Source organism: Ureibacillus sp. FSL K6-0786, assembly GCF_037965165.1.
GTDB lineage: Bacteria > Bacillota > Bacilli > Bacillales_A > Planococcaceae > Ureibacillus > Ureibacillus thermosphaericus.
Window position 1 is genome coordinate 349,255 of the sequence record NZ_CP150191.1, and the last position, 23,297, is coordinate 372,551.

The 23,297-nt window shown below is 36.4% G+C and carries 24 protein-coding genes and 1 CRISPR repeat array (1 of these 25 running past the window's edge); of the genes, 3 read left to right on the forward strand and 21 right to left on the reverse strand.

Annotated elements, in window-relative coordinates; translation table 11 throughout:
* Positions 1 to 43: 43 nt before the first annotated feature.
* From ccsB to NSQ18_RS01790, 7 genes are all read right to left on the reverse strand, one after another.
* Complete coding sequence (gene ccsB, locus NSQ18_RS01760; RefSeq protein WP_016836918.1) at positions 44 to 1,225, reverse strand: c-type cytochrome biogenesis protein CcsB; 1,182 nt, start codon at positions 1,223 to 1,225, stop codon at positions 44 to 46.
* The gene (locus NSQ18_RS01765; protein ID WP_016836917.1) at positions 1,222 to 2,874 is read right to left on the reverse strand and encodes a cytochrome c biogenesis protein ResB; all 1,653 of its coding nucleotides are present in this window, start codon (positions 2,872 to 2,874) and stop codon (positions 1,222 to 1,224) included. The genes ccsB and NSQ18_RS01765 overlap by 4 nt, the downstream gene beginning before the upstream one ends.
* Positions 2,875 to 2,888: 14 nt before the next feature.
* Positions 2,889 to 3,422, reverse strand: coding sequence for a thiol-disulfide oxidoreductase ResA (gene resA / locus NSQ18_RS01770; protein ID WP_016836916.1), 534 nt, complete (start codon positions 3,420 to 3,422; stop codon positions 2,889 to 2,891).
* A 103-nt stretch (positions 3,423 to 3,525) separates the two neighbouring features.
* A complete protein-coding gene (locus tag NSQ18_RS01775) occupies positions 3,526 to 4,260 on the reverse strand; it encodes a pseudouridine synthase (protein WP_016836915.1) in 735 nt (244 codons plus the stop codon).
* Between the two features lie 160 nt (positions 4,261 to 4,420).
* Entirely contained in the window at positions 4,421 to 5,410 is a 990-nt protein-coding gene (locus tag NSQ18_RS01780) for a D-alanyl-D-alanine carboxypeptidase family protein (protein WP_339288749.1), read from the reverse strand.
* 12 nt (positions 5,411 to 5,422) lie between these two features.
* The gene (gene scpB, locus NSQ18_RS01785; RefSeq protein ID WP_016836913.1) at positions 5,423 to 5,998 is read right to left on the reverse strand and encodes an SMC-Scp complex subunit ScpB; all 576 of its coding nucleotides are present in this window, start codon (positions 5,996 to 5,998) and stop codon (positions 5,423 to 5,425) included.
* Positions 5,991 to 6,764, reverse strand: coding sequence for a segregation/condensation protein A (locus NSQ18_RS01790; RefSeq protein ID WP_016836912.1), 774 nt, complete (start codon positions 6,762 to 6,764; stop codon positions 5,991 to 5,993). The genes scpB and NSQ18_RS01790 overlap by 8 nt, the downstream gene beginning before the upstream one ends.
* 63 nt (positions 6,765 to 6,827) lie before the next feature.
* Here NSQ18_RS01790 and NSQ18_RS01795 point away from each other — a divergent pair, with 63 nt between their 5' ends.
* Entirely contained in the window at positions 6,828 to 7,328 is a 501-nt protein-coding gene (locus tag NSQ18_RS01795) for a DUF309 domain-containing protein (RefSeq protein WP_016836911.1), read from the forward strand.
* Here the strand turns inward: NSQ18_RS01795 and NSQ18_RS01800 are convergent.
* The 14 genes from NSQ18_RS01800 to NSQ18_RS01865 form a co-directional block, all read right to left on the reverse strand.
* Positions 7,325 to 7,693 carry a GNAT family N-acetyltransferase gene (locus NSQ18_RS01800; RefSeq protein ID WP_096550772.1) on the reverse strand — a complete coding sequence of 123 codons (369 nt, stop codon included), beginning with the start codon at positions 7,691 to 7,693 and terminating at the stop codon, positions 7,325 to 7,327. The genes NSQ18_RS01795 and NSQ18_RS01800 overlap by 4 nt on opposite strands.
* A gap of 202 nt (positions 7,694 to 7,895) precedes the next feature.
* Positions 7,896 to 9,221: a diaminopimelate decarboxylase gene (lysA, locus tag NSQ18_RS01805; protein WP_016836909.1), complete on the reverse strand. Its 1,326-nt coding sequence runs from the start codon at positions 9,219 to 9,221 to the stop codon at positions 7,896 to 7,898.
* A gap of 270 nt (positions 9,222 to 9,491) precedes the next feature.
* Entirely contained in the window at positions 9,492 to 10,949 is a 1,458-nt protein-coding gene (locus NSQ18_RS01810; protein WP_096550770.1) for a spore germination protein, read from the reverse strand.
* On the reverse strand, positions 10,946 to 11,740 hold the full coding sequence (locus tag NSQ18_RS01815) for a SigF/SigG family RNA polymerase sporulation sigma factor (protein WP_016836907.1): 795 nt from the start codon (positions 11,738 to 11,740) through the stop codon (positions 10,946 to 10,948). The genes NSQ18_RS01810 and NSQ18_RS01815 overlap by 4 nt, the downstream gene beginning before the upstream one ends.
* Positions 11,741 to 11,832: 92 nt before the next feature.
* Positions 11,833 to 12,276, reverse strand: coding sequence for an anti-sigma F factor (spoIIAB, locus tag NSQ18_RS01820; protein WP_016836906.1), 444 nt, complete (start codon positions 12,274 to 12,276; stop codon positions 11,833 to 11,835).
* The gene (gene spoIIAA / locus NSQ18_RS01825; protein WP_016836905.1) at positions 12,269 to 12,619 is read right to left on the reverse strand and encodes an anti-sigma F factor antagonist; all 351 of its coding nucleotides are present in this window, start codon (positions 12,617 to 12,619) and stop codon (positions 12,269 to 12,271) included. The genes spoIIAB and spoIIAA overlap by 8 nt, the downstream gene beginning before the upstream one ends.
* Before the next feature lie 535 nt (positions 12,620 to 13,154).
* Complete coding sequence (locus tag NSQ18_RS01830; protein ID WP_172597779.1) at positions 13,155 to 13,298, reverse strand: hypothetical protein; 144 nt, start codon at positions 13,296 to 13,298, stop codon at positions 13,155 to 13,157.
* Between the two features lie 475 nt (positions 13,299 to 13,773).
* Positions 13,774 to 15,495: a sulfate permease gene (gene sulP, locus NSQ18_RS01835; protein WP_016836904.1), complete on the reverse strand. Its 1,722-nt coding sequence runs from the start codon at positions 15,493 to 15,495 to the stop codon at positions 13,774 to 13,776.
* 248 nt (positions 15,496 to 15,743) lie between these two features.
* The gene (locus NSQ18_RS01840) at positions 15,744 to 17,048 is read right to left on the reverse strand and encodes a pyrimidine-nucleoside phosphorylase (protein ID WP_339288752.1); all 1,305 of its coding nucleotides are present in this window, start codon (positions 17,046 to 17,048) and stop codon (positions 15,744 to 15,746) included.
* A gap of 13 nt (positions 17,049 to 17,061) precedes the next feature.
* Positions 17,062 to 18,240, reverse strand: a complete 1,179-nt coding sequence (deoB, locus tag NSQ18_RS01845; RefSeq protein WP_339288753.1) for a phosphopentomutase — start codon at positions 18,238 to 18,240, stop codon at positions 17,062 to 17,064.
* A 25-nt stretch (positions 18,241 to 18,265) separates the two neighbouring features.
* Positions 18,266 to 19,168: a site-specific tyrosine recombinase XerD gene (xerD, locus tag NSQ18_RS01850; RefSeq protein ID WP_168411749.1), complete on the reverse strand. Its 903-nt coding sequence runs from the start codon at positions 19,166 to 19,168 to the stop codon at positions 18,266 to 18,268.
* 258 nt (positions 19,169 to 19,426) lie between these two features.
* Positions 19,427 to 19,885: a Fur family transcriptional regulator gene (locus tag NSQ18_RS01855; protein WP_016836900.1), complete on the reverse strand. Its 459-nt coding sequence runs from the start codon at positions 19,883 to 19,885 to the stop codon at positions 19,427 to 19,429.
* 64 nt (positions 19,886 to 19,949) lie between these two features.
* Positions 19,950 to 20,462 carry a hypothetical protein gene (locus tag NSQ18_RS01860; RefSeq protein WP_016836899.1) on the reverse strand — a complete coding sequence of 171 codons (513 nt, stop codon included), beginning with the start codon at positions 20,460 to 20,462 and terminating at the stop codon, positions 19,950 to 19,952.
* Between the two features lie 96 nt (positions 20,463 to 20,558).
* Positions 20,559 to 21,101, reverse strand: coding sequence for an NUDIX hydrolase (locus tag NSQ18_RS01865; protein ID WP_168411748.1), 543 nt, complete (start codon positions 21,099 to 21,101; stop codon positions 20,559 to 20,561).
* Positions 21,102 to 21,287: 186 nt separating this feature from the next.
* Here NSQ18_RS01865 and NSQ18_RS01870 point away from each other — a divergent pair, with 186 nt between their 5' ends.
* The gene (locus NSQ18_RS01870; RefSeq protein WP_339288756.1) at positions 21,288 to 21,485 is read left to right on the forward strand and encodes a hypothetical protein; all 198 of its coding nucleotides are present in this window, start codon (positions 21,288 to 21,290) and stop codon (positions 21,483 to 21,485) included.
* 79 nt (positions 21,486 to 21,564) lie between these two features.
* The gene (locus NSQ18_RS01875; RefSeq protein ID WP_339288758.1) at positions 21,565 to 22,119 is read left to right on the forward strand and encodes a hypothetical protein; all 555 of its coding nucleotides are present in this window, start codon (positions 21,565 to 21,567) and stop codon (positions 22,117 to 22,119) included.
* 637 nt (positions 22,120 to 22,756) lie between these two features.
* Positions 22,757 to 23,297: a CRISPR direct-repeat array (repeat unit 29 nt; unit sequence CTTTAAATCCCTCTAAGTTCAGATAAAAC); it runs 4,343 nt beyond the window's last position.

Here is a 23,297-nt window from a genome sequence, read left to right on the forward strand (position 1 = left end):
CACATTTTATTAATATTTATACGTTTATTATAGTATATAGAAATTATGCATATGAATGGAGTCCTGCAATCACTAAGTTTACAAAGACGAGATTAAAGATGATGATTGCAAATCCGATTAATGCGAGCCAAGCAGACTTTCTTCCTTCCCATCCTTTAGATAAACGTAAATGAAGATAAGCTGCATAGAATAACCAAGTGATGAGAGCCCATACTTCTTTTGGATCCCATCCCCAGAATCGACCCCAAGCTATTTGTGCCCAAATCATGGCAAAGACGAGAGCCCCTAATGTGAAGACAGGGAATCCGATTAATACAGAACGATATCCAATTTCGTCAACTAAATGAGAGTTTACTTTTTTCACTAAAGGATGAAGCAACTCACAAATCGGTCTTCGCACAATGAAGCGATATAACAAGTATAGAATCGTTCCAACCAAGAATGACCATACAACAGTCGTTAATTTCTTCGCATTAATAATCGCAGGCATTTCGACTAGCGGCTCCATAACGCCTTCCGTTTTTAATTCAGATTCATTCATTCCGAATAATGCCGGCATATTATAAACGATTTCAGATTCCATACCATTATTATTAACATAAGTAAATTGTGCTTCATATCCCATGCCGCGGAATGTAATCGTTACAAGTACAAAGCCGATTACAACTACGCAGAAATATAAAATGGCTTCAAGCCAAAAACGTTCCCTTGAGCTTGTTTTTGGATCTACTTCCTTTAGTAAATAAACAAGTCCAGCCACTGCGCTAATAGCAAGAATCGACTGTCCAATTGCCGCTGTTACAACGTGAATAGTTAGCCAATTACTTTGTAGCGATGGCACAAGTGGCGTTACTTCTGTTGGGAACATTGTTGCATAAGAAATAAATAATACTGCTATCGGTAATGCCACTAAACCAAGAACCGTAACACGATACATAAAGTAGATTAATATAAATGCTCCAACGAGGAACATTCCAAAGGCTGTAGTAAATTCAAACATGTTACTTACAGGAGCATGTCCCGCATAGATCCAACGGGTAATAAAATAGCCTAGCTGGGAAATGAAACCAATAATTGCAATCACAATTCCTATTTTTCCCCATTTTTCGGCTCTACTAGCAGCACCATCGTTTCTTTTAATGGAACCCGCTATGAAAACCGTACCTATAATATATGCAAAGAATGCTATAAAAAGTAAATTACCACTAATATCAATTAAACTCATTCGGCACCGTCACCTTCCTTATCCTTCTCATCTTTTTCTTCTAGTTGGTCAATATATTGAGGTAAATGCGCATATTCTGTCACAACATCTAAATCTTTTTTCATGCTAAACCAGTTTTTGTTTGTATGGGCAGCAAGCATAATTTTGCCATCTTCTAATTGTTGTACCCACAGGCGACGATGATTCCAATAAGAACCAATTGCTAATCCTAATAAGAAAATAACTCCACCAATAATCAAGATAGGAATCGTTACATCTTTTCGAATTGTTAATCCTGATACATTTCTTGTTTCTACACCTTTAAAGGTCATTTTATATTCATTTTCCCCCGCTTCAATTGGAGAAGCACCAATTGAAACGAAACTTACTTCCCCTTCTGGCTTATCCGGTGTCATCATTTTAAACACAAAAGCAGGGTTATTTGGATATTGGGATGCAGTTTGAGGAACACCATCTTTTAGTCCAGAAAAGTCTGGGTAGTAGTTCAAGATTTGAACTTTTGTATTTTCACCTAAAACATATTCTTTTTCTGGATTTGTCAAATCAATTTTCATCGATCCAAGAGACTCACCAGATTGTTTATGGGTTAATTCAAACGTCATTGATTTTAATTCATTTAATCGATAATCCATTTGATAAATAGCATAACCATCATATTTTAATGGGTAGTTAACACGAATGGAATACTCTTTAACGAGTTCCATATTTTCCGTATCCCCTAACACTGCACCTTCAGCCTGTTTATATAACTTTACATCCGTCTGATAGTTTTTCGCAATGGCAGCAACACCTTGTTCAATTTGTGCTCTCGTTGGATCATTGTCATAAGTTTCTAAAATAAATTGTTTATTTTCTAGGAAATATCCATCCATTCCAGGAATCGCACGAACTTCTCCTTCGCGAATCCACATCGATTCATCTACGTGGAATCCCGGTAGGAATCGTAACATTACTCCTAACAAGAAGATAATAAGCCCAAGGTGATTTATGTATGGACCAGAGCGGGCAAAGCGATTTTTTTCTGCCAATAAAGCGTTTCCATCTCGACGAACTTTATAACGTAAACTTTTCATTTTTTCTTCAATTAAATCAAGGGTTTTTGAAGAATCGCCTTCTGTTACTGGCCCATGAGCAACAATTCGCTGCCTTTTCATAAAGCTTTCATGGCGCTTTACACGTTGATTTTTTAACGATTTATATAGAGGAAGACCTCTGTCAAGACTTGCTACGATAATGGAGATTCCTAATAGCCCTACTAGAATCTGATACCACCACGAACTATACAAATCAGATAAACCTAAATTGTAATATAGTTCACCAAAAACGCCATAGTTTTGTTTATAATAAAGCGCTTTCTCTTCTTGTGTAGCCACTTGAACGTAAAATTCTTGAGGAAAAATCGTACCAAGAGCTGATGCAATTAGTGTAATAATAATTAACGATACACCGACTTTAACACTCGAAAAGAAATTCCAGATTTTATCAATAATGGATTTGTTGTATGTTTTAGAACGAATGGCTGTACCATCGTATCGCATATCAAGAACTTTTTGAGCTTTCGCTTCTTCAGATAATGGTCTACCACATTTTTCACAAATCTTTGTACCAAATGGGTTTTCATGACCACAAACACATGAGATTTTTTCCATAATTTTAAATACTCCTATTCTGGCTTAATTGACTCCATAAGAGATTGAATTTGTTCTTCTGACAATTCACCAGGAGGAACTCTTTTCACTTTTCCTTCCGGAGTAATTAAATAAGTTGCAGGTAATTTCCCAACATTATAAGCTTGCATCACGCTTTTTGTTTTATCAATGACTACTGGAAAAGTAAGATTATACTGCTCAACAAAATTTTCTACTTCAAAATTGGACTGAGCTATATTTACTGCTAAAATGTGTACACCTTGATCCTTAAATTGTTGATATTGTCGTTCCATCGCAGGCATTTCTTTTTTACACGGTTCACACCATGTTCCCCAGAAATTTAAAAATACCCCTTGACCTCTGTAATCAGATAGACGATGTGTGTTCCCTTCTAAATCTACTAATTCGAAATCAGGAGCTGTATCTCCATCAGCTAAAACCTCTACTGTATCTTTTGTCGCAGTATTGTATATTGTATAAATAATTGCACAAGCCAATACTCCAAGTATGATTCCTCTAATAATCGAACGTTTCTTTTTCTTTTCCATTCAGCAACCTCCTTGAAGAGAACATTCCAATCTCTTTCATTATAGCAAATAATTAAAGGCCAAATTTGAAATGTTTATGAAGGTTATCACTATGAACATAGTATCAACCAATTTTCCCTGTTTCTGCCAAAACGCGCAACTGCTTCACTTCATGGGCAGTAAGTTCCCGAAATTCTCCTGCATTTAATCCTTTTAAGTCAAGAAAAGCAAATCTTTCACGTTTTAATTTGACAACAGGCGTTCCAATTGCGTCAAACATGCGTCGTACTTGTCTATTTCTCCCTTCATGGATGGTAATTTCACAAATTGCTTTATTTGCTTTTCGATCAACTTTTTTGATGTTCACCTTTGCAGGAGCAGTCATACCGTCCTCAAGCATAATACCTCTCCGCAATTTTTTGATATCTTCAAAACTCGGAATCCCTTTTAACCTTGCAATATATGTCTTTTCAATTTTGTATTTCGGATGGGTCATTAAGTTAGCAAATTCGCCATCATTCGTTAATAATATTAAGCCCGATGTATCAAAATCTAGTCGACCTACAGGGAAAATTCGCTCTTCCACGTGATCGTGAAAAAAGTCTAAAACTGTTTTTCGTCCTCTGTCATCGGATACCGTTGATACGACACCTCTTGGCTTATAGAATAAGTAGTAAACTTTTTCTTCCCTTTCTACTTTTATACCATTCACTTCTACAACATCGCTTCTTGAAACCTTTGTCCCGAGTGTTGTAACGACCTCACCGTTAACTCTCACTTTTCCTTCTAATATCAATTGCTCCGCTTTTCTTCTGGAAGCAATACCTGCTTGAGCAATTACTTTCTGAAGCCTTTCCATTTGATGACTCACCTCTAAATACATATAACTATAATTCATTAGCTTCTTTACTGATGAAAATTATGTCATATTTTGTCTCAATATTAAAGAAAAACAACTCAGTTTATACAAGGGAAAAGCTGCCCGAAAAATAAGAGCGTTTCGGACAGCTTTTATGTTATTATTTTAACTTTACCTTTGTTGAATAAATACTTTCATTATTTAAAAACACATGCCAAATGCCGAATTTAACATCTTGATTTCGTGATAGGTGCAACACGTTTTGCAATTGATCTTCTTCTTCTTCCGAGATCAGTAATTTAATTGGTTCCTTCAGCTGAACTGTAATATTATCATTCGCTTTATACTTTCCTTTTTTTACAATCGTTTTCACATCATACTCTTCAAACACCTGATTTGCAAGTTGTTTATGTACTTGCCAATCGTTGGCTTCGTTTAATGTTACGACGATAATGCGTTCATTCCCCTTTTCAAAATACGTTGCAAGAGTTCTTCCAGCTACTTTTGTGTATCCAGTTTTTCCTGCTACAGCGCCAACATTCTCTCGGAGTAAGCGATGTTTATTTAACCATGTCGTTCCATTTTTCGTATTACTTTTATATTGAATCGTTGATGCAATTTTAAAAAAATCTTCATTTTCTAAAGCAATTCTTAACATTTGGGCAGTATCATAGGCACTGGATAAATGCAAATTATGATGCAAGCCTGAAGGGTTAGTAAAATATGTTTGATTTAAGCGATAATATAGTGCTTTTTCATTCATTAAATCGACAAATCCTTCAACAGATCCGCCTGCATGTTCCGCTAAAGCGTACGCTGCATCGTTCCCTGATCGAAGCATAAGGCCATACAACAATGTTTCTACAGTGACCACTTCGCCTGGTTCTAAATAAATTGATGACCCTTCACTCATTGCAGCCTCTCGAGAAATAACGACTTCATCATCTAAATTGCTATTTTCAATAGCAATAAGTGCAGTCCAAATTTTTGTAAGGCTAGCTATGGGCATTCTTGCATGCTCATTATTTCCAATCAATGTTCTTCCAGTATCTGCATCAATGACAACATAAGATGCTTTTACAACATGATGGAGCGAGAAATAAAACGTCAATGAAAAAACGAAAGTAATGATGAATTTAGCTAATTTCACTTAGCCACTCCTTTATTCATTTTCATTGTGAAATACTTCTTGGAACTTTGTCATAAAGAGATCTGTTTGTTCATTTTCAACATCTTCATCACCTTCAGGTAATGGAGGAAGCTCTGATAAATCGGATAGTCCAAAATAATTTAAAAACTCTTTTGTTGTTCCGTAAAGAATAGCTCGTCCTGTACCTTCTGCTCGTCCGACTTCCCGAATAAGGCCTCGTGATGCGAGAGTCTGGATAGGACGTTCACTTTTCACACCGCGCAAGTCTTCAATTTCTGTCCTCGTAATAGGTTGTTTGTATGCAATAATTGCAAGAACTTCTAATGAGGCTGTTGAAAGTACTTGACTATTTGGATTTTCAACTAATTTTTTGATCGTATTTGCTAATTCTGGTTTTGTTGTTAATAAATATGTATCAGACAATTGTTTTATTGTAAGACCAGATGCATCATTATTTTCATAAAGGGTTTTTAACTCACTTAATCCAGCTTCGATATCAACTTCATCTACATCTAATAATTCCGCCAGTTGTTTAACCGTCAGTCCTTCATCTCCTACAACGAATAGTAATGCCTCCATCCTAGCCATCAAGATCTTCGAGTTCACCTAATCGTTCCTCCTTCTGCAAAATCACGGTCAAATCTTCAAAGTTTCTTTCTTGTTCGACGAAAACAACTTGACGTTTCATCAATTCTAACAGCGATAAAAAGGTAACAATGATTGTGGATCTATCTTCATAAGGGAAGAGATCTGAAAAGCTGGATTTACCACCCCGTTTTTTCAGCACATCCACAACTCTTAACATTTGTTCTTTAACTGGAATATCTTGTTTTTTTACAGTCGTTTTTAATGGCTTTCTCAATTGTTTTCTTCGAAGCATTTTTTGAAATGCGTACAGCAAATCATAAATATTGACGTCTGCATTAAACAATGCAAGTTGCTCATCCGGCATAAATGGAGACAGGTCACTTGGCGGCTTTGTAAAGTTCTCTGGTCGATTTTCTTCCATCTTTTTCAATTCAATTGCTGCTTCTTTATACTTTTTATATTCAATTAACTTTAGGACTAATTCTTCCCTTGGATCGGGTTCTTCCACCTCAAATTCTGTTTCTTCCATCTCCCCTTCATGAATCGGGAGTAACATCCTGCTTTTAATTGCAAGGAGTGTTGCAGCCATCACTAAATATTCACTGGCTTCATCCAACTCCAGCACCTTCATTGCTTGAACATGCTCCATATATTGAGCGGTTAATTCTGCCATCGGGATATCATATATATCAATTTCCAAACGTTGAATTAAATGCAATAATAAATCAAGTGGTCCTTGAAAAGCATCTAGTTTTACTTCATACATATGTCACACACCTTGCGTTTCATATTAAAAAATGAGTATAGAGAAAAGAGGTTCATATTCACTATGCATCCCTTATTTCATCCGCTATTTATCGATTTTTGCGCATATTTCAATGGTAATCAAGATTATTTTGAATGTCACGAAGTTTTAGAGGAATATTGGAAGACAATTGCACCTGGAAAAAAAGAACATCCTCTCGTTGGGTATATACAATTGGCGACCGGCTTATATCATTGGCGAAGAGGAAATCTTCGCGGCGCTCATCGCATAATGAGAAAAGCCTACAAAAAATTTTTATCCAATCAAGGACATCCATTTTTTGATTATATCGATTTTCAGCAATTATGTAACGATTGTTTAAAAAGTATTGATGCCATAGAAAACAATCAACCATACAAAGCTTTTCAAATCAAATTGATGAATCGTGATTTAATAGAAAAAGTCAATGGCAAGATTTCATCACTTCCACCGTTGTCCCATGAATTTCTTCTTCATAAGCATATGCTGCGCGATCGTTCAGATATTCTAACAATGCGTGAAGAAAAAAGAAATGGCAGACGTTAATTTTCGTCTGCCTCTTGTAAGCTATGTAAGCATTTCTTAACAAAGGGTTCTGTTTCTTCACAAGCTTTGATTTCTGTATATTCACCACATGTTTTTAATTCTTTTAACATTTGCTTGGCAATTCCCTCACCTCTATAGGAAGGAACAACCGTAATGTGCTGAATCGTCGCTACAGAATCTTCCTCTAATACGCCTACAATTCCTACATACTCATCATCTTTTTTCCATAAATATAATTGCCAATTATCTTCTTGTTCATAAGACTGCATTGTTTCCATTAATTTTTTGACGTCCTTTTCTTGGGGCATAAACGAAAGTAAACCCATCGCAATTTTTTCGAGTGATTTTTTATAACGTACTAACATGTATCATTCCCTCGTTTTCTTATCGCATACAAACATTCTTTACTATCGTACACGATTTCAAATTAAGAATCAAATTTCACCCAGAAATTACCAGCATCTCAATTCATTTACTGAAGTTTAGGAATAAGTACAAAAATGTAAAACAATGCCCATACTAAACAAAAAACGACAAAAAATCCTAACAATGTCCATTTTGAAAATTTCACAATTTATTCACCTTGTTTAAATGATATTCTTGATCGTTTAAAATAATATCTTCATAGCTCTCTCTTCTAATTGCTAGTTGATATGCACCCTTTTCCACAAAGACAACTGCTGGTCTCGGCACACGATTATAATTAGAAGCCATTGCATAGCCATAAGCACCTGTACAGAAAATTGCGAGTATATCACCAGGTTCTGCTTGTTGGAGAGGAGCATCCTCAATTAGTTTATCACCAGATTCGCATAGTTTTCCAGCCACAGTATAAGTGTAATCTTTTGGCAGATTTGCTTTATTAGCAATGACAGCTTCATATTTTGCATTGTATAATGCTGGACGAATATTGTCGCTCATTCCACCGTCAACTGCAATATATTCACGGATATTTGGTACGACTTTGTGAGAACCAATAGTGTATAATGTAGTTCCTGCATCTCCAACTAGGGAACGTCCTGGTTCAATCCAAATTTCAGGCATTGCTAAACGACGTTTTGAAGCTTCCTCTTTTACTGTTTTGACCATCTCTTCAACATACACATGGGGTTCAAGAGGACGATCTTCTTCTGTGTAGCGGATGCCAAAGCCACCGCCTAAATTAAGTACTTTACATTGGAAGCCAAATGCATCGTTCCATTCGCCAATTTTTTCAATTAATTTCCCTGCAGCTAAACTAAAGCCGTCCGTTTCAAAAATTTGAGAACCAATATGACAATGTAAACCTAGTAAATTTAAATATTCATGATTCGCAACTAGCTTGAATGCTTCATCCGCTTGACCGTTATATAAATCAAAACCAAATTTAGAATCTGCCTGTCCAGTTGTAATGAAATCGTGAGTATGTGCTTCCACACCAGGAGTGACACGCAATAAAATATTCATCGATTGTTTTCGAGATTCTGAAATTTCTTTTAATAGTTCAATTTCATAGAAATTATCTACAACGATACAACCAATTTTTGCATCAAAGGCGAGGATTAATTCATCATAAGATTTATTGTTTCCATGGAAATGAATGCGTTCAGCGGGGAAGTTTGCCTTTATAGCAGTATATAATTCTCCACCAGACACAACATCTAGCGATAAATTTTCTTCGTTAACAAATTGATAGATTGCAATACATGAAAATGCTTTCGATGCATATGCAACTTGTGCTTCAACACCATGTTTAATAAAAGTGTCTCTAAATGCGCGAGCACGATTTCTTATTAATTCTAGGTCATAAACGATTAGTGGAGTCCCATATTCTTTAGCTAGCTCAACTGTATCAACACCACCGATATGTAAATGGCCATTTTCTCCGATTGTTTGAGTTCCGTATAAGTGCATAGATTCCCCTCCGTATACAAATAAGCTGTCCATGTCAAAAATTCTAACTTTTTCCTCTAAGGATCGGCTAAACACTAAGCATTCCATTTCAACTTTATGAATTCCATCTACCAGTCAGCAGATAAAATGGTAGGAAAGCCCCATTTCGCCAACTTTCCTTGAATTAAATCATCTATACAATATAGATTGAATATTTTGACACTGGACAGCCTTAAATTTTTAGTTTTATGTTTGAACTTTAACATAGGCGCACATCTTTCGCAACTGAATTTAAACACGTTTCCGCTGCTTTGCTCCAACAATATATGGCCTGAGGGCATCGTCTGCCATCGGGAATCGAATGAATACCCTTAAAAAGGCTTTGGGGAAAAATGGTATTAGTGGCCACATGTAAGGAATTTGCATCGGCCTTAGTGCACAAAAATACGAAAAGATGAAGAAGAAGCCGATGAAAAATCCACTAGGTCCAAATAAGGCTGTTAAACCTAATACGATAAAACGGAAATATTTTATGGAAACACTTAATTCGAAGGTTGGAATGGAAAAAGTAAATATTGCGACAACTGCTGCATAAAGTACAACTTCAGGTGAAAATAAACCTACATCAATGGCAATTTGTCCAATGATTACACCCGCTACTAACCCCATTGCAGTGGATAGTGGCGTTGGTGTATGGATTGCCGCAATTCTCAAATATTCCAAACCTAAGTCGGCAATGATGATTTGCAATAATAATGGAATATTCGATTCTTCTTTTGAACCGATAAAATCAAGTGCTTCCGGTAAATATTGCTCATGGGTGGCCAGCAAATACCAAATCGGCATAAATGTTAAACTTAAAAGAATTGCAGTATAACGTAAAAATCTAACGGTTGAACCAACAAAGGGTGATTGTCGATACTCCTCGGCGTGCTGCATTAAGTGGAAGATCGTAATCGGCAGCAAAATAACCGACGGAGACGTATCAACGATAATGGCAATATGGCCTTCAAGCAAATGGGCGGCAACAATATCTGGTCTTTCCGAATACCGAACAAACGGAACTGGGTGAAACCTTTGTTTAAAAATCCACTCCTCTAATGTTTTGTCTGCCATCGTCAATCCATCGTGGTTAATTTCTTCTAAACGTTGCTTCAACCACTTTAAATGTTTGTCATTGACAATATCTTTAATATAGGCAATTGCAACATCAGTTCTTCCGTTTGTTGTGATTTTATATAGTTCAAAACGCAGCTCTGGGCTTCGAATTCTCCTGCGAATGAGCGCCGTATTTAGCATAATGTTTTCAGCAAACCCATCTCGGGAACCTCGAATAACTTTTTCATTATCCGGTTCATCCGGTTGACGACCTGGATAACTTCTTATCTCTGTTAAGTAGGCGTAGCCTTGTTGTGTCACAAACCCAACTTGACCACTTAAAACGCCGAGCAGAAATTCTTCTTTATCTTTCGGCTCAGCTTTTCCATAAAAGTTGAACATATTGTCAAAATAGATGTCGTCATTTTTAACCGGATGAGCAGATTGTTTTTCTTCACTATCAAAATAAAGCGGTGTTAATTGCACAGTGAGCGTCATTCCATCAACAAGACCGCTGATATATACGCATAGTACAGGCAAATCTTTGACATGAACTTCTTTAATGCAGACATCGAAAGATTCATCTTTACCAAATTTTGAATATAAGAACTCTTTCGCTTCATCCAATGATGCAAAAATTTTGTTCGTCATTTATTCACCGTCTTTTTTGTTTTACTTGATGTATTTGATGAAGTATCCATCCATTGTTTTAATTGGGCTAAGATTTTCTTTTCTAGCCTTGATACTTGAACTTGAGATATGCCAAGCCTTTCAGCAATATCCGTTTGCGTTAAATCTAAATAATAACGTAAGTAAATGATTGCTTGTTCTCGCTTATCAAGCTTTTTCAATACTTCTTTTAATGAAATATATTGAAACGGTAATTCAGATTTTTCATCCTTCATTTGATCCATTAACGTAATGGAGTCTCCCTCTGACTCAAACAACTGTTCATGAAGAGACGCCGGATCTCTCATTGCATCAGTTGCCACTAAAATTTCATCTTGTGACACACCAAGCATTTCAGCTAATTCTGAGACTGAAGGCGGCTTCTCATTGGTCTTTAAGTATTCATCGGTGACTTGACGTATTTTATAATTTAACTCTCGGATGGAACGGCTAACCTTCACCATTCCATCATCTCTCAAAAAGCGCTGAATTTCTCCGATAATCATGGGAACAGCATAGGTTGAAAACTTTACATCATATGATAAATCAAACTTATCCACCGATTTCATTAATCCAATACAACCAATTTGAAATAGGTCTTCAAGCTCTACTCCTCGAGAAGCAAAGCGTTGAACAATCGACCAAACGAGCCGCGTATTTCCTTCAATCATCTGTTTACGTGCTTCCATATCGCCGGCCTGAGCAAGCTTAATGAGCTCCCGCATCTCTTCTTGCGTTAACAAAACATTGGACGGCTGTTCGATTGTCCTCATCCCCCTTACTTCTTCCAAATACCTTTAATATTGGCATCCAATTCAAAAATTATTCTTTTAAAACGCAAAGGTGTTGAATTTCACTCATGTTGTTAAGATATTTGCGTCATTTTCATCGAGTGAAATTTTTTGGAAAAAGTAACGACCGTACCAACACCAGGTTCAGATTCCACTTGAAGATGATCTGCAAAACTTTCCATGATTGTAAAGCCCATTCCAGACCGTTCCATATCTGCCTTTGTCGTAAACAAAGGCTCCATAGCTTTTTTAATATCTGGAATCCCCTTTCCTTGATCTTTCACAGCTACTGAAACGACATCTCCTTCGCGAACTGCATGGACAGTGACAATCCCTTTGCCATCCTCGTCATATCCATGAATGATTGCATTGGATACAGCTTCTGAAACAATCGTTTTGAATTCAGATAGTTCATCAATTGTTGGATCTAATTGAGCCACAAAACTTGTTACTGCAATTCTCGCTAAGCTCTCATTTTCACTTAAAGCTACAAATGAAAGTGTCATTTCATTATCCATTCACAATCCCCCTTGCATATAAGATCGCCTCTTCTTCTTTACCCTCCATCACATACTTGCTTAACCCCGAAAATTGAAATATTTTTTTCATCGTATTTGAAGGGTTTAAAATGATGGTTTGTCCATTGACCGCACTTAACTCTCTCATGCGGCCTAAGATGAGGCCAATCCCTGAACTGTCCATAAAATTTAATCTCTCTAAATTCCAAATGATAGTGTGCAGATTTCCTTTTAAAATCGTTTGAGAAATGTGAGTACGAATTTTTTCGGTTTCATGATGATCCAATTCGCCATATAGTCGAATGATGGCAATATCTCTTTCCATATTTATTTCAAAATTCATCCGTTACATCGCCTCCTCCCTTCGCAATTCCACATAGCACGTCAAAATCCCTTTCGGTTGACAATAGTAGAAGAAATTCGCCGAAACTAGTAAAAATACGACAAAATCTTTTAATAATATGTTTTACTCGTTTCTTATGTTTTCTTCATCCACCACCTATACAAACGAATCAATTTGACGAGCTTGCGAAATAACGAAGTACGCTAGTAGAAGTCGATAAACGGATTGCAAGCTCATCTGGAAAGGCGTCATCTATTCATAAATCTATTAATTCACAGCATGCAATTGTCATTAAAGCAAATAATGCTTCAATCCTACAATTCAGTTATCCAACCCGCCTTCCCTTATTCCACTTGACCTATGCTTTTTTGCACTGGAATTTGGCGTCATCATGAAACGTCAAGTTAAGAAGAGATTACCTAATCAGCTTTAGTATGGAAAAAAAGGAAGAATTTTAAACAATCGAGTAGGAGGGAGCGATTAACTCCCGTCCTCTCACACCACCGTACGTACGGTTCCGTATACGGCGGTTCAATTAAGATGATTGACGCAAGTCTTTATAACTTCCGTGAATAGCTGTTCTCTTTATGCCAGTGGTCACTCCACCCTCCAAGAGGTCTCCCACGGGATTCACCGCTTCCTTCCTCAAGTGAGGTACTACGTTTTCTGTGTTCATCATGACTCACTGAATGCCAAGGGCTATTCTCTCTTAATTGTTCGGTCCTTCTTAGTAGTTCTAAACCAACTAATACTATGACCTCTGCTGACTTCTGACGGTTCAGCTACTTATCACTAAGTAGGTTATGAAGCGTACTTCACATATCCGCCAGACCTCCCCGGGTAAGAATGTAATCTTTCCTTCCATCTATCTGCTTCATTTACTCTGTACCACCTTTGGCAGAAAGGACTTTGTTTTGTTTAGCAAACTCATCCAATGATACCTAGCCTTATATGAAGTTCGTGTTCCTCAGACCGGAAGTTTGCCGCTCGCTTCCTTCAGATTCCGCGTCACCACGGACACCCTTGCGTTAAGCTAACTGTTACTTCTGCCTTCACAGTTCGGGACTTACACCCTATAGATTACACCCATGCCAGGCGCACTAATAAGGACAGATTTGATCCAAAATATGGTCAAATCTGTCCTTTCAATCATGTTAACTAATTTTTGTTGTTGATAATTCTTCGCATTCACGGAAAGCGTAATGTTTACATCCAATACAACTGTTTCGGTTAACGCATCCTAATGCGCAATTAATGGCATCTCCAGTATGTTCGAAAAAATTATGTTCACCTATTTCATTTGTTAAACCACTTTTATTTAATAATGTTTTCAAACTTGGTTGTACGCCTGTTACAAGCAGTCGTCCACCTTGTGATTTAAAATTGCGAACAATATTTCTCAAATATGCCTCACCAGTTGCATCAATAAATGGCACTTTCCCCATTCGAAGTACAAGAATTTGCGGTTTATAGTGAAGGGACTTTAAAATTCGTTCTTCAAAGGTTTGGGCTGCACCGAAAAACAGTGGACCTTCAATCGTATAAATACTAATTTGAGGACAATCCCGAGATTCACTTACGACATGGGATTGAACTTTTCCGTTATTTTTATGGTCGGGCAATACTTTCGACACTATCAACATGTCGCTCATTCGTTTCACAAATAACAATATGGCCAACAACAATCCTACAAACACTGCGATTGTTAAACTTGTAAAAACAGTCAGTAAAAACGTAATAATTAATACAAGTGAATCCCCTGATTTTAGTTTTAATACATGAGCAAAATGTTTACGCTCACTCATATTCCATGCAACAACCATTAACACAGGAGCTAAACTTGCTAACGGAATATGCACCGCTAAAGGCGCAAATAACAATAATATGATGAGAACAAATAGTCCGTGAATAACACCAGACATAGGCGATGTAGCTCCGAACTTAATATTCGTTGCTGTGCGGGCAATTGCACCAGTTGCAGGAATACCACCAAATAGTGGCGTCACCATATTCGCTATACCTTGTCCAATTAATTCACGGTTTGAATTGTGTTTACTATTTGTCATGCCATCAGCAACTACTGCAGATAACAATGACTCGATTGCACCTAACATGGCGATGACAAAAGCTGGCCCCAACAAGGACACCAATCGTTCAAGGGAAATTTCCGGTAATTTTAATTGTGGCAATGTGTTAGGAATAGCTCCGTAAGTAGAACCAATGGTAGCCACTTGTCCATTAAAGAAAATAGCAGCAACAACTGACGAAATAACAATGCCCATTAATGGCCCCGGCACTTTTGGCAACACTTTTGGAGTAATGAGGATGATAGCCAAACATAATATTGCAATAAAAATACTATAGACATTCATTGTATTCAAATGAGATGCGATTTCCTGCATGTTATCAATGAAACGCTCATGCTGCTCCAAACCTTGCAATCCTAGAAAATTAGCAATTTGTCCAGTAAAAATGATTACTGCAATCCCGGCAGTAAAGCCAATTGTAACAGGTCTAGGAATATATTGTATAAGCACTCCTAGTCGCAATACACCCATTAATACGAGCATAATTCCCGCCATCAGACCGGCAAGCAGCAAATCTTCATAGCCATATACAAGTACAACGCCTAATAAAATAGGAACAAAAGCACCTGTTGGCCCACCGATTTGATATTTCGATCCCCCAAATAGTGAAATAAGAATCCCCGCAATGATTGCCGTATAAATTCCATACTCTGGCTTCACACCAGAGGCAATCGCAAAAGACATCGCTAAAGGAATAGCGACTATTCCAACAATTGTTCCTGAAACTAAATCTTTTTTAAAAGAATTTAACGAATACCCTTCAAATCTCCCCCGCCAAATTTTACTCACTCTTATCCCTTCTTTAATTTTCTCTTTTATTGCTTTATTAAGTTAATAATATACATTTTTCATATTTTTGTCATATTTTTTATGAAAAATTTAGAACTTTTTTAGTCTCTTAAATTAAGACTATCGAACCCTTTTATTAATAACCATCACAAATTGCAAGAAAACGAAAAAGAGCGAATTGGAAAACTCACCATTCACTCTTTTTAAATCGTCTATTCATTTTGCGTGTATTACTACAAGCTAATATTTCATTCTGCAACAATCCCTTTAATCAAAGAAGGAGCTTCTACTTTTTGATTCGATATGAAGATGTTCGAATATATTCTTTCTTTAATCTCATTGATATTTTCTCGGTTTGAATGAATCGTTGCTAGTGGTTCACCTTTTTCAACATAGTCTCCAACCTTTTTATTTAACACGATTCCAACAGATAAATCAATTTCGGAATCTTTTGTTGCCCTTCCAGCCCCTAAAAGCATAGCGGCTACACCGATTTCGTTGGCAATTATTTTTTCTACATGACCTGACTCAGTTGCTGGAATCTCAACTTGAAATTTTGCCTGTGGTAATAAAGTTGGGTCATCCACAATTGATGGATTTCCACCTTGAGAAGCAATAAATGCTTTAAACACTTCCAATGCTTTTCCGTTTGCTAATACATTTTCCACCTTCGTCCTAGCCTCTTTTAGGGTTTGTGCTTTGCCACTAAGATAAACCATTTGTGAGCCAAGGGTTAAACAAAGCTCTTTTACATCTTCCGGGCCATTCCCTTTTAGCACTTCAATTGCTTCTTTTACTTCAAGGGCGTTTCCGACAGCATAGCCGAGCGGTTGACTCATATCGGATAATATGGCAATCGTTCTTCTTCCTAATTGATTGCCGATTTTCACCATTGCATGGGCTAACTTTTCTGCCTCTTCTACTGTTTTCATAAATGCCCCTTCACCGACTTTTACATCTAAAACAATGGCATCAGCACCACTCGCAATTTTTTTGGACATAATGGAACTCGCAATGAGAGGAATACTAGGTACGGTACCTGTCACATCTCTTAAAGCATAGATTTTTTTATCCGCGGGCGTTAAATTTCCGCTTTGGCTAACAACTGCCATTTTGATGTTATTGACTTGTTGAATAAACTCCCCGCTAGATAGTTCCACTTTAAAGCCTGGAATAGATTCAAGTTTATCAATCGTTCCACCAGTATGTCCTAACCCGCGCCCACTCATTTTCGCAACTGGAACTCCACAAGCAGCCACCATAGGAGATAAACAAATGGTCACTTTATCTCCAACACCACCTGTAGAATGTTTATCACACTTAATTCCTTGTATGGCGGATAAATCAATAGTATCCCCTGATTCTACCATCGCCATTGTTAAATCTGTTCGTTCCTTTTCTGTCATATCTTGAAAATAAATGGCCATCAGTAAACTTGCAGCTTGATAATCTGGGATTGAACCTTCTGTATATCCTTTTACAAAAAATTGAATTTCTTCCGTTGAAAGCTCCTTACCATCTCTCTTTTTCTCAATAATATCCACCATTCTCATTTGACTCACCCCGTTAAATTAAATTAGACAAAAAGCTCGTACCATTTGCCGGTGCGGGAACGTTAAAGTTTTCAGCAATTGTTGCTGCAATATCCGCAAAAGTCTCTCTCAAACCTAAATCTCCTGTTTCTTTGAATCTTTTCGAATATACAAGCAATGGTACATATTCACGAGTATGGTCTGTTCCTTTAAAGGTTGGATCATTTCCGTGATCTGCCGTAATGATGAATAAATCATCTTCTTTTAACAACTCGAGCACTTCTGGTAATCGCTGGTCGAATTCCTCCAACGCTTTTCCATAGCCAATTGGGTCTCGTCGATGTCCATACAACGCATCGAAGTCTACTAAATTTAAAAAACTTAATCCGTGGAAATCTCGTTTCAACGCTTCTACTAATTTATCCATTCCGTCCATATTATCTTTCGTGCGAATGGCTTCCGTTACCCCTTCACCGTTATAGATATCCGAAATTTTCCCAAGTGCAATCACATCAAAACCTTGATCTTTAAGTTCATTCATCGTCGTTCTTCCAAACGGCTTGATTGCATAATCATGTCGATTCGCAGTACGAGAAAAGTTTCCAGGTGTTCCTACAAAAGGTCGAGCAATCACACGCCCAACTAAATACTCCGGCTCTAGAGTTAGATTTCGTGCAATTTCACAAATTTTATAAAGTTCTTCTAATGGGACAATGTCTTCATGAGCAGCAATTTGAAGAACTGGATCAGCGGATGTATAGACAATAATTGCTCCCGTCTCCATATGCTCCTGTCCTAGTTCTTCAATAATGGCGGTTCCGCTTGCAGGTTTATTCCCAATTACTTTCCGACCCGTTTTCTCTTCTAGTTGCTTAATTAGCTCATCTGGGAATCCATTTGGATATACTTTAAAAGGTTGATCTACTCGCAACCCCATAATCTCCCAATGACCGGTCATCGTATCTTTTCCTGCTGAAGCTTCTTGCATCATTCCGTAATAGGCTTTCGGTCTAGAAACCTTTTTTATACCTTTTATTTCTCGGATATTTCCTAAACCTAACGCCTCCATATTGGGCATGCGTAAACCATTCATCTCTTCTGCTATATGACCTAACGTATCGCTTCCAACATCGTCGAATTTTTCTGCATCTGGTGCTTCCCCAATTCCTACTGAATCCAATACGATTAAATGAATTCTTTTAAATGGTTTCATTTTTTTCCTCCTTATCATTGACAATCTACGCACGAGGATGGAATTGCTTATATACTTCTGAAAGTCTTGTTTTACTAATATGTGTATAAATTTGAGTTGTAGAAATGTCCGCATGTCCTAACATTTCTTGTACCGAGCGAAGATCCGCTCCGTTTTCAATTAAATGTGTGGCAAAGCTATGACGTAATGTATGGGGAGTCATTTCCTTTTTTATATTTGCAGCTAAAGCATGCTGTTTCAGTAGTTTCCAACATCCTTGCCGCGTTAAACGTTTCCCTCTACGGTTAATGAAGAACGCATCTGTTTTTGGATAATTCCCTTGCAACAGATGGCGAGCTTGTTGCAAATATGTTTCACATGCATAAAGTGCGCTCTTTCCTAGAGGAACAATTCGCTCTTTTCCACCTTTTCCATAAATGCGCACAAATCCCATCGATAAATGCACATCTTCTAAATTAAGTTCAATACATTCACTAATCCGCATACCCGTACCATAGAGCAATTCAATCATAGCCACATCACGGATGCCTTGGGGTTTTGAACGATCAGGCGCATGTATTAATGCTTCGATTTCTGCAATGGATAACACTTTCGGCAATGTCTTTACAATTTGAGGCATTTCCAAATGTACTGTAGGATCATGATCAGTGATTTTTTCCCTTAATAAAAATTGATGGAATGAACGGATTGATGAAATGTGGCGGGCAATCGTTCGAGAAGATTTGCCATTATCCCTTAAATGCTCCAAATAGACTAGAATTCTAGTACGATCAACATCATTTAACCTCTCTAATTTTTGCCCTTTATGTAAATGTTCAATATAATCTTCTAAATCCCTTCTATAAGATGCTAACGTATTTTCAGAATATTGCCGTTCTACTCTTAGAAAATGGAGATAATCTAGGACGGCTTCTTGCGCTTCTTTCATTTTCTCACCTGTCCCTTCCTCTATATAAAATGATAGAGATTTTTATGAAAGCATACAAGATTTAACATTTTTTTATTAGGAATCAGATGCAAGAAATCCTAAATAATTGATATTCTCTATAATCATCATTTTGCATTTTATTGCGAAAAATCGTGCAAACTTTACAATTCTGCAAGTTTTTAGACCGATTTCGCAAGCATTTGAATTTCTAACGATTATTCGACAAAAAATCCCTAAATAGGATTACCTATTTAGGGATTACTCATCTTCATGATCATGTTTTTCTTGGCAACGATGACAAATTCCATGGAATGTGAGACGATGGTCTTTAATTATAAAATTCCATCGCTTTTCTACTACCATTTCTACTTCTTCTAATAAGTCTTCTTGAATTTCATCTACTGAACCACACTCAATACATACTAGGTGATGATGGAAATGTTTTGCACCTTCTTGTCGAAGATCATATCTGGAAACGCCATCTCCAAAATTAATTTTATCGACAATTTTTAGTTCTGTTAATAATTCTAGAGTGCGGTACACGGTAGCTAGACCAATTTCAGGCGCTTTTTCTTTTACTAATAGATATACATCTTCTGCGCTTAAATGATCCTCTTCATGTTCTAATAGTACTGCAACTGTCGCTTCACGCTGTGGCGTCAGTTTATAGCCAGCACTATGTAATTGCTTTTTTATACGATCAATACGGCTTTCCATATGACGCCCTCCTAAACACATTCCATTATAACAAAAGTCTAGAATTAATTACAAGATTAGGGGACTAATTAATGATATATGAAATAACGAACATTTCCCCAACGCACATCACTGTAAAAGCAACCATTAATGTAATAAATAAATGTTTATTAAAAACAAACTTACGATTCGGCCCTACTTTTCTAGTTCCAAATACAGAACATAGCGCTAATAGTAAGATACAATAAATTAGCTGAAATGGAAACCACCAAACACTATAGACAAGAATCGATTCTTGTTGAGTTAACAAAAATACCGATCCGAAACCAAAAAATGTGGCCTTTACAGCTACTACTAGTCTAGCAAAAAAATGGAGATATGGGTGAGTTGTAAAAAATAATACAAATAATCCCCATGCAACAATTGGTAATATCGTTTGCCACATAGTGACATCTGATAGTTCTAACACACGCGGATCCACTAACTTAATAAGATTCATAGACTTGTCCAAAGAAAAAGCTTGGAAACAAATAACCCCACTAACAAAACCTATTGCTAGTAAAAATCCATATTGTATAACTTGTACGGAACGAAACATAAGCATTCTCCTTTCGTTGTTACAGCTTATGCTCGTCCACGGGGTTTATTAGTACGAATTTTAGTAAATTCTATCAAAATTTCGCTCTTCATAATTTTACATTTCGTTTAATTTTACCCAAAGCACGCTAAATGCTGTTTTCGCATCATAGATTTGCTGGTTTTTTACCATTTCTTCCGCTTCTTCTAACGTTACTTCTATGATGGATACAAATTCATCTTCATCCAATTCTCGTTTTTCTTCTATTTTATATAAATCTTTTGCCGCATAAAGATGAATGATTTCATTTGCGAATCCTGGAGATGTTGCAAAAGATTGAATATACGTCAATTGTCTTGCACCATAACCTGTTTCCTCTTCCAATTCTCTTCGTGCACAGACGGCTGGATCTTCTCCTCGTTCCAACTTCCCTGCTGGAATTTCAATTATTGAACGTTCCAACGCTTTTCGATATTGTTCTACTAAAACAATCTTTCCTTCATTGGTAATTGGAATAATCGCAACTGCTCCAGGATGATGAATAATTTCGCGCTTCGACTGCTTTCCATTCGGCAATAATACATCATCTACTTTTAAAGAAACTACTTTCCCTTTGAAAATTTCTGTCGAATGAATCGTTTTTTCTTCAAATTTTTTCATACTAATTCCTCGCTTGTCGTTATTACAGAATTCATTGTACCATTAGTTCTTTAAATGAAAAGTATTTGTAAAACAAAACCGGGTTATATCTATTCAGAATTTTCTTTATTTTATTATTTGGAAATTTAGAATTTTTTTGGTAGATTGTATATAAACTCATTCTACCTATTAAAGGGCGGTTAATTTATGGAAATTTATGTACGTATTGGTTTTTCTGCTGAATATTCATTGAAAAGTGAACTTGAAAGTTTTTTACGAAAACTTGAAATACCGTTAAATTTTCCGGATAAACCAAAAAGAGGTACTGAAGTAGAAATTAAGGTTCCAATCAGAATCAACGGAGTTAAAGGAATCGATAGACGTTCTTATATTATTTCATATTAAAAAAAGAATATCAAATTTCATGCGGTGAAGCATTTCTCTATAGATTTAATCATTTAGATTTTGAAAAATCACCCTTTTTTTGTTAAATTCTACAGGTAATTCTTCCAAAGCATTTTTGGAACATAAAAATGATGGAATTGAATGGAAGACGATTTGCCCTTCTTGTGGACTTCAGGAAAAAATTCAGACTTCTCCATTAGTCATGGATACTTCAAAAGTAGGGGATCGTTATATGGTCAATGTCGGTATCGATTACTGGATCGTTTCGGAGAAAATGGCATATTTAATGGAAAAGTGGAAAATAACAGGGTACGAATTGAGAGAGGTGATACATAGCGGTAAAAAGCCTGCACAGCCTGTATTTCAAATTATTCCTACAAATGTTCTTCCATCATGGAGTTCTGAAATGGAGCATTATTATTTTATTACCGAACCAGAAGAACGATGTCAAACGTGTAATATAAGAGGACGAATTGATTATCCATATCACTATAATAAGAGTGATATTGAACAAAATCCAATTCAAGATATCAATATCATGAAAGAATTGAAATCTAATGGAAGTTGGGCGTATCGATCTGTATTCTTGAGCGAAAGATTTAGAGATTTATTTGCATTACTCGAGAAGTTTTAAATAGAGAGGATAATAGTTATAGATCAAGAGACTGGTTGCTTGAACCTGTTGTACTAATTGATTAGAAAATTAGGCTGCTTGGCGTTTTTTAAACGTTAAGTAGCTTTTTTATGTTCTTGAAAAATATATTTTCAGAATCTATATCATAATTTTTATTTTTTGATTGTAGATAATCTGCTAAAATCTTTTCAACTTCTGCAAAATTATAGCTGTCTAAATTCTTTTCCATAAGACAGCTCATTGCTATACTCTTGTGCTGAAGCAATGTTTCTATTTGAAGATAAATTAATATTTACGACTTTGCTTAAAAACTGTGTAGATCCGCTCGTACTAAGTCTACTTCACCGGCTTGTTTTTCGTCGTCTTCTTGTTTTTGAAAGTGATAATAAAAGATATTATAAAACTGTATCAAGTAACTATAAATTCTATTTTCGATAGGAGTTGTTATATAATCTTGATCCCTTTCTTCAATTGATGTCCCTTTTAGGACATACTGCTCATATTCTTTTCAAAGCACTTTTGAGTGAATTTCCTTTATGCAACCACTATGGCTGTTTTACATAATATTCTTATATTTTGGTATTATTGTAAAAATTTTAATCCTCTGTACCCATATTATCATTGGTGACGAATTAGTCTTTAAATCCATCTATGTTCAGATAAAACAAAGGATTAATCAGTCTGATTCAACCGGATAATGTAGCTTTAAATCCCTCTAAGTTCAGATAAAACGATTTAGCAACTTACTACACAAATATTGAGGCAATCTTTAAATCCCTCTAAGTTCAGATAAAACGCACTTTGAAGTTGGTCCGACGTGGGCAATGCCAAACTTTAAATCCCTCTAAGTTCAGATAAAACGCAAGATTACCGAAAAATCGCTTAATCGTATAAACCTTTAAATCCCTCTAAGTTCAGATAAAACCTGAATTGTCGATGGAATGTGAACGTTGCGAGAAAAACTTTAAATCCCTCTAAGTTCAGATAAAACTAATAGTTTTGTTAATATTTCTCCCCTATTTTTTTGCTTTAAATCCCTCTAAGTTCAGATAAAACCCCAGCCCTAAAAAATATAAAAAAGATGACATTTCGGGCTTTAAATCCCTCTAAGTTCAGATAAAACTCGGTATTATAAATGCTTCTTTGAAAAAAGAAGTGAAAGCTTTAAATCCCTCTAA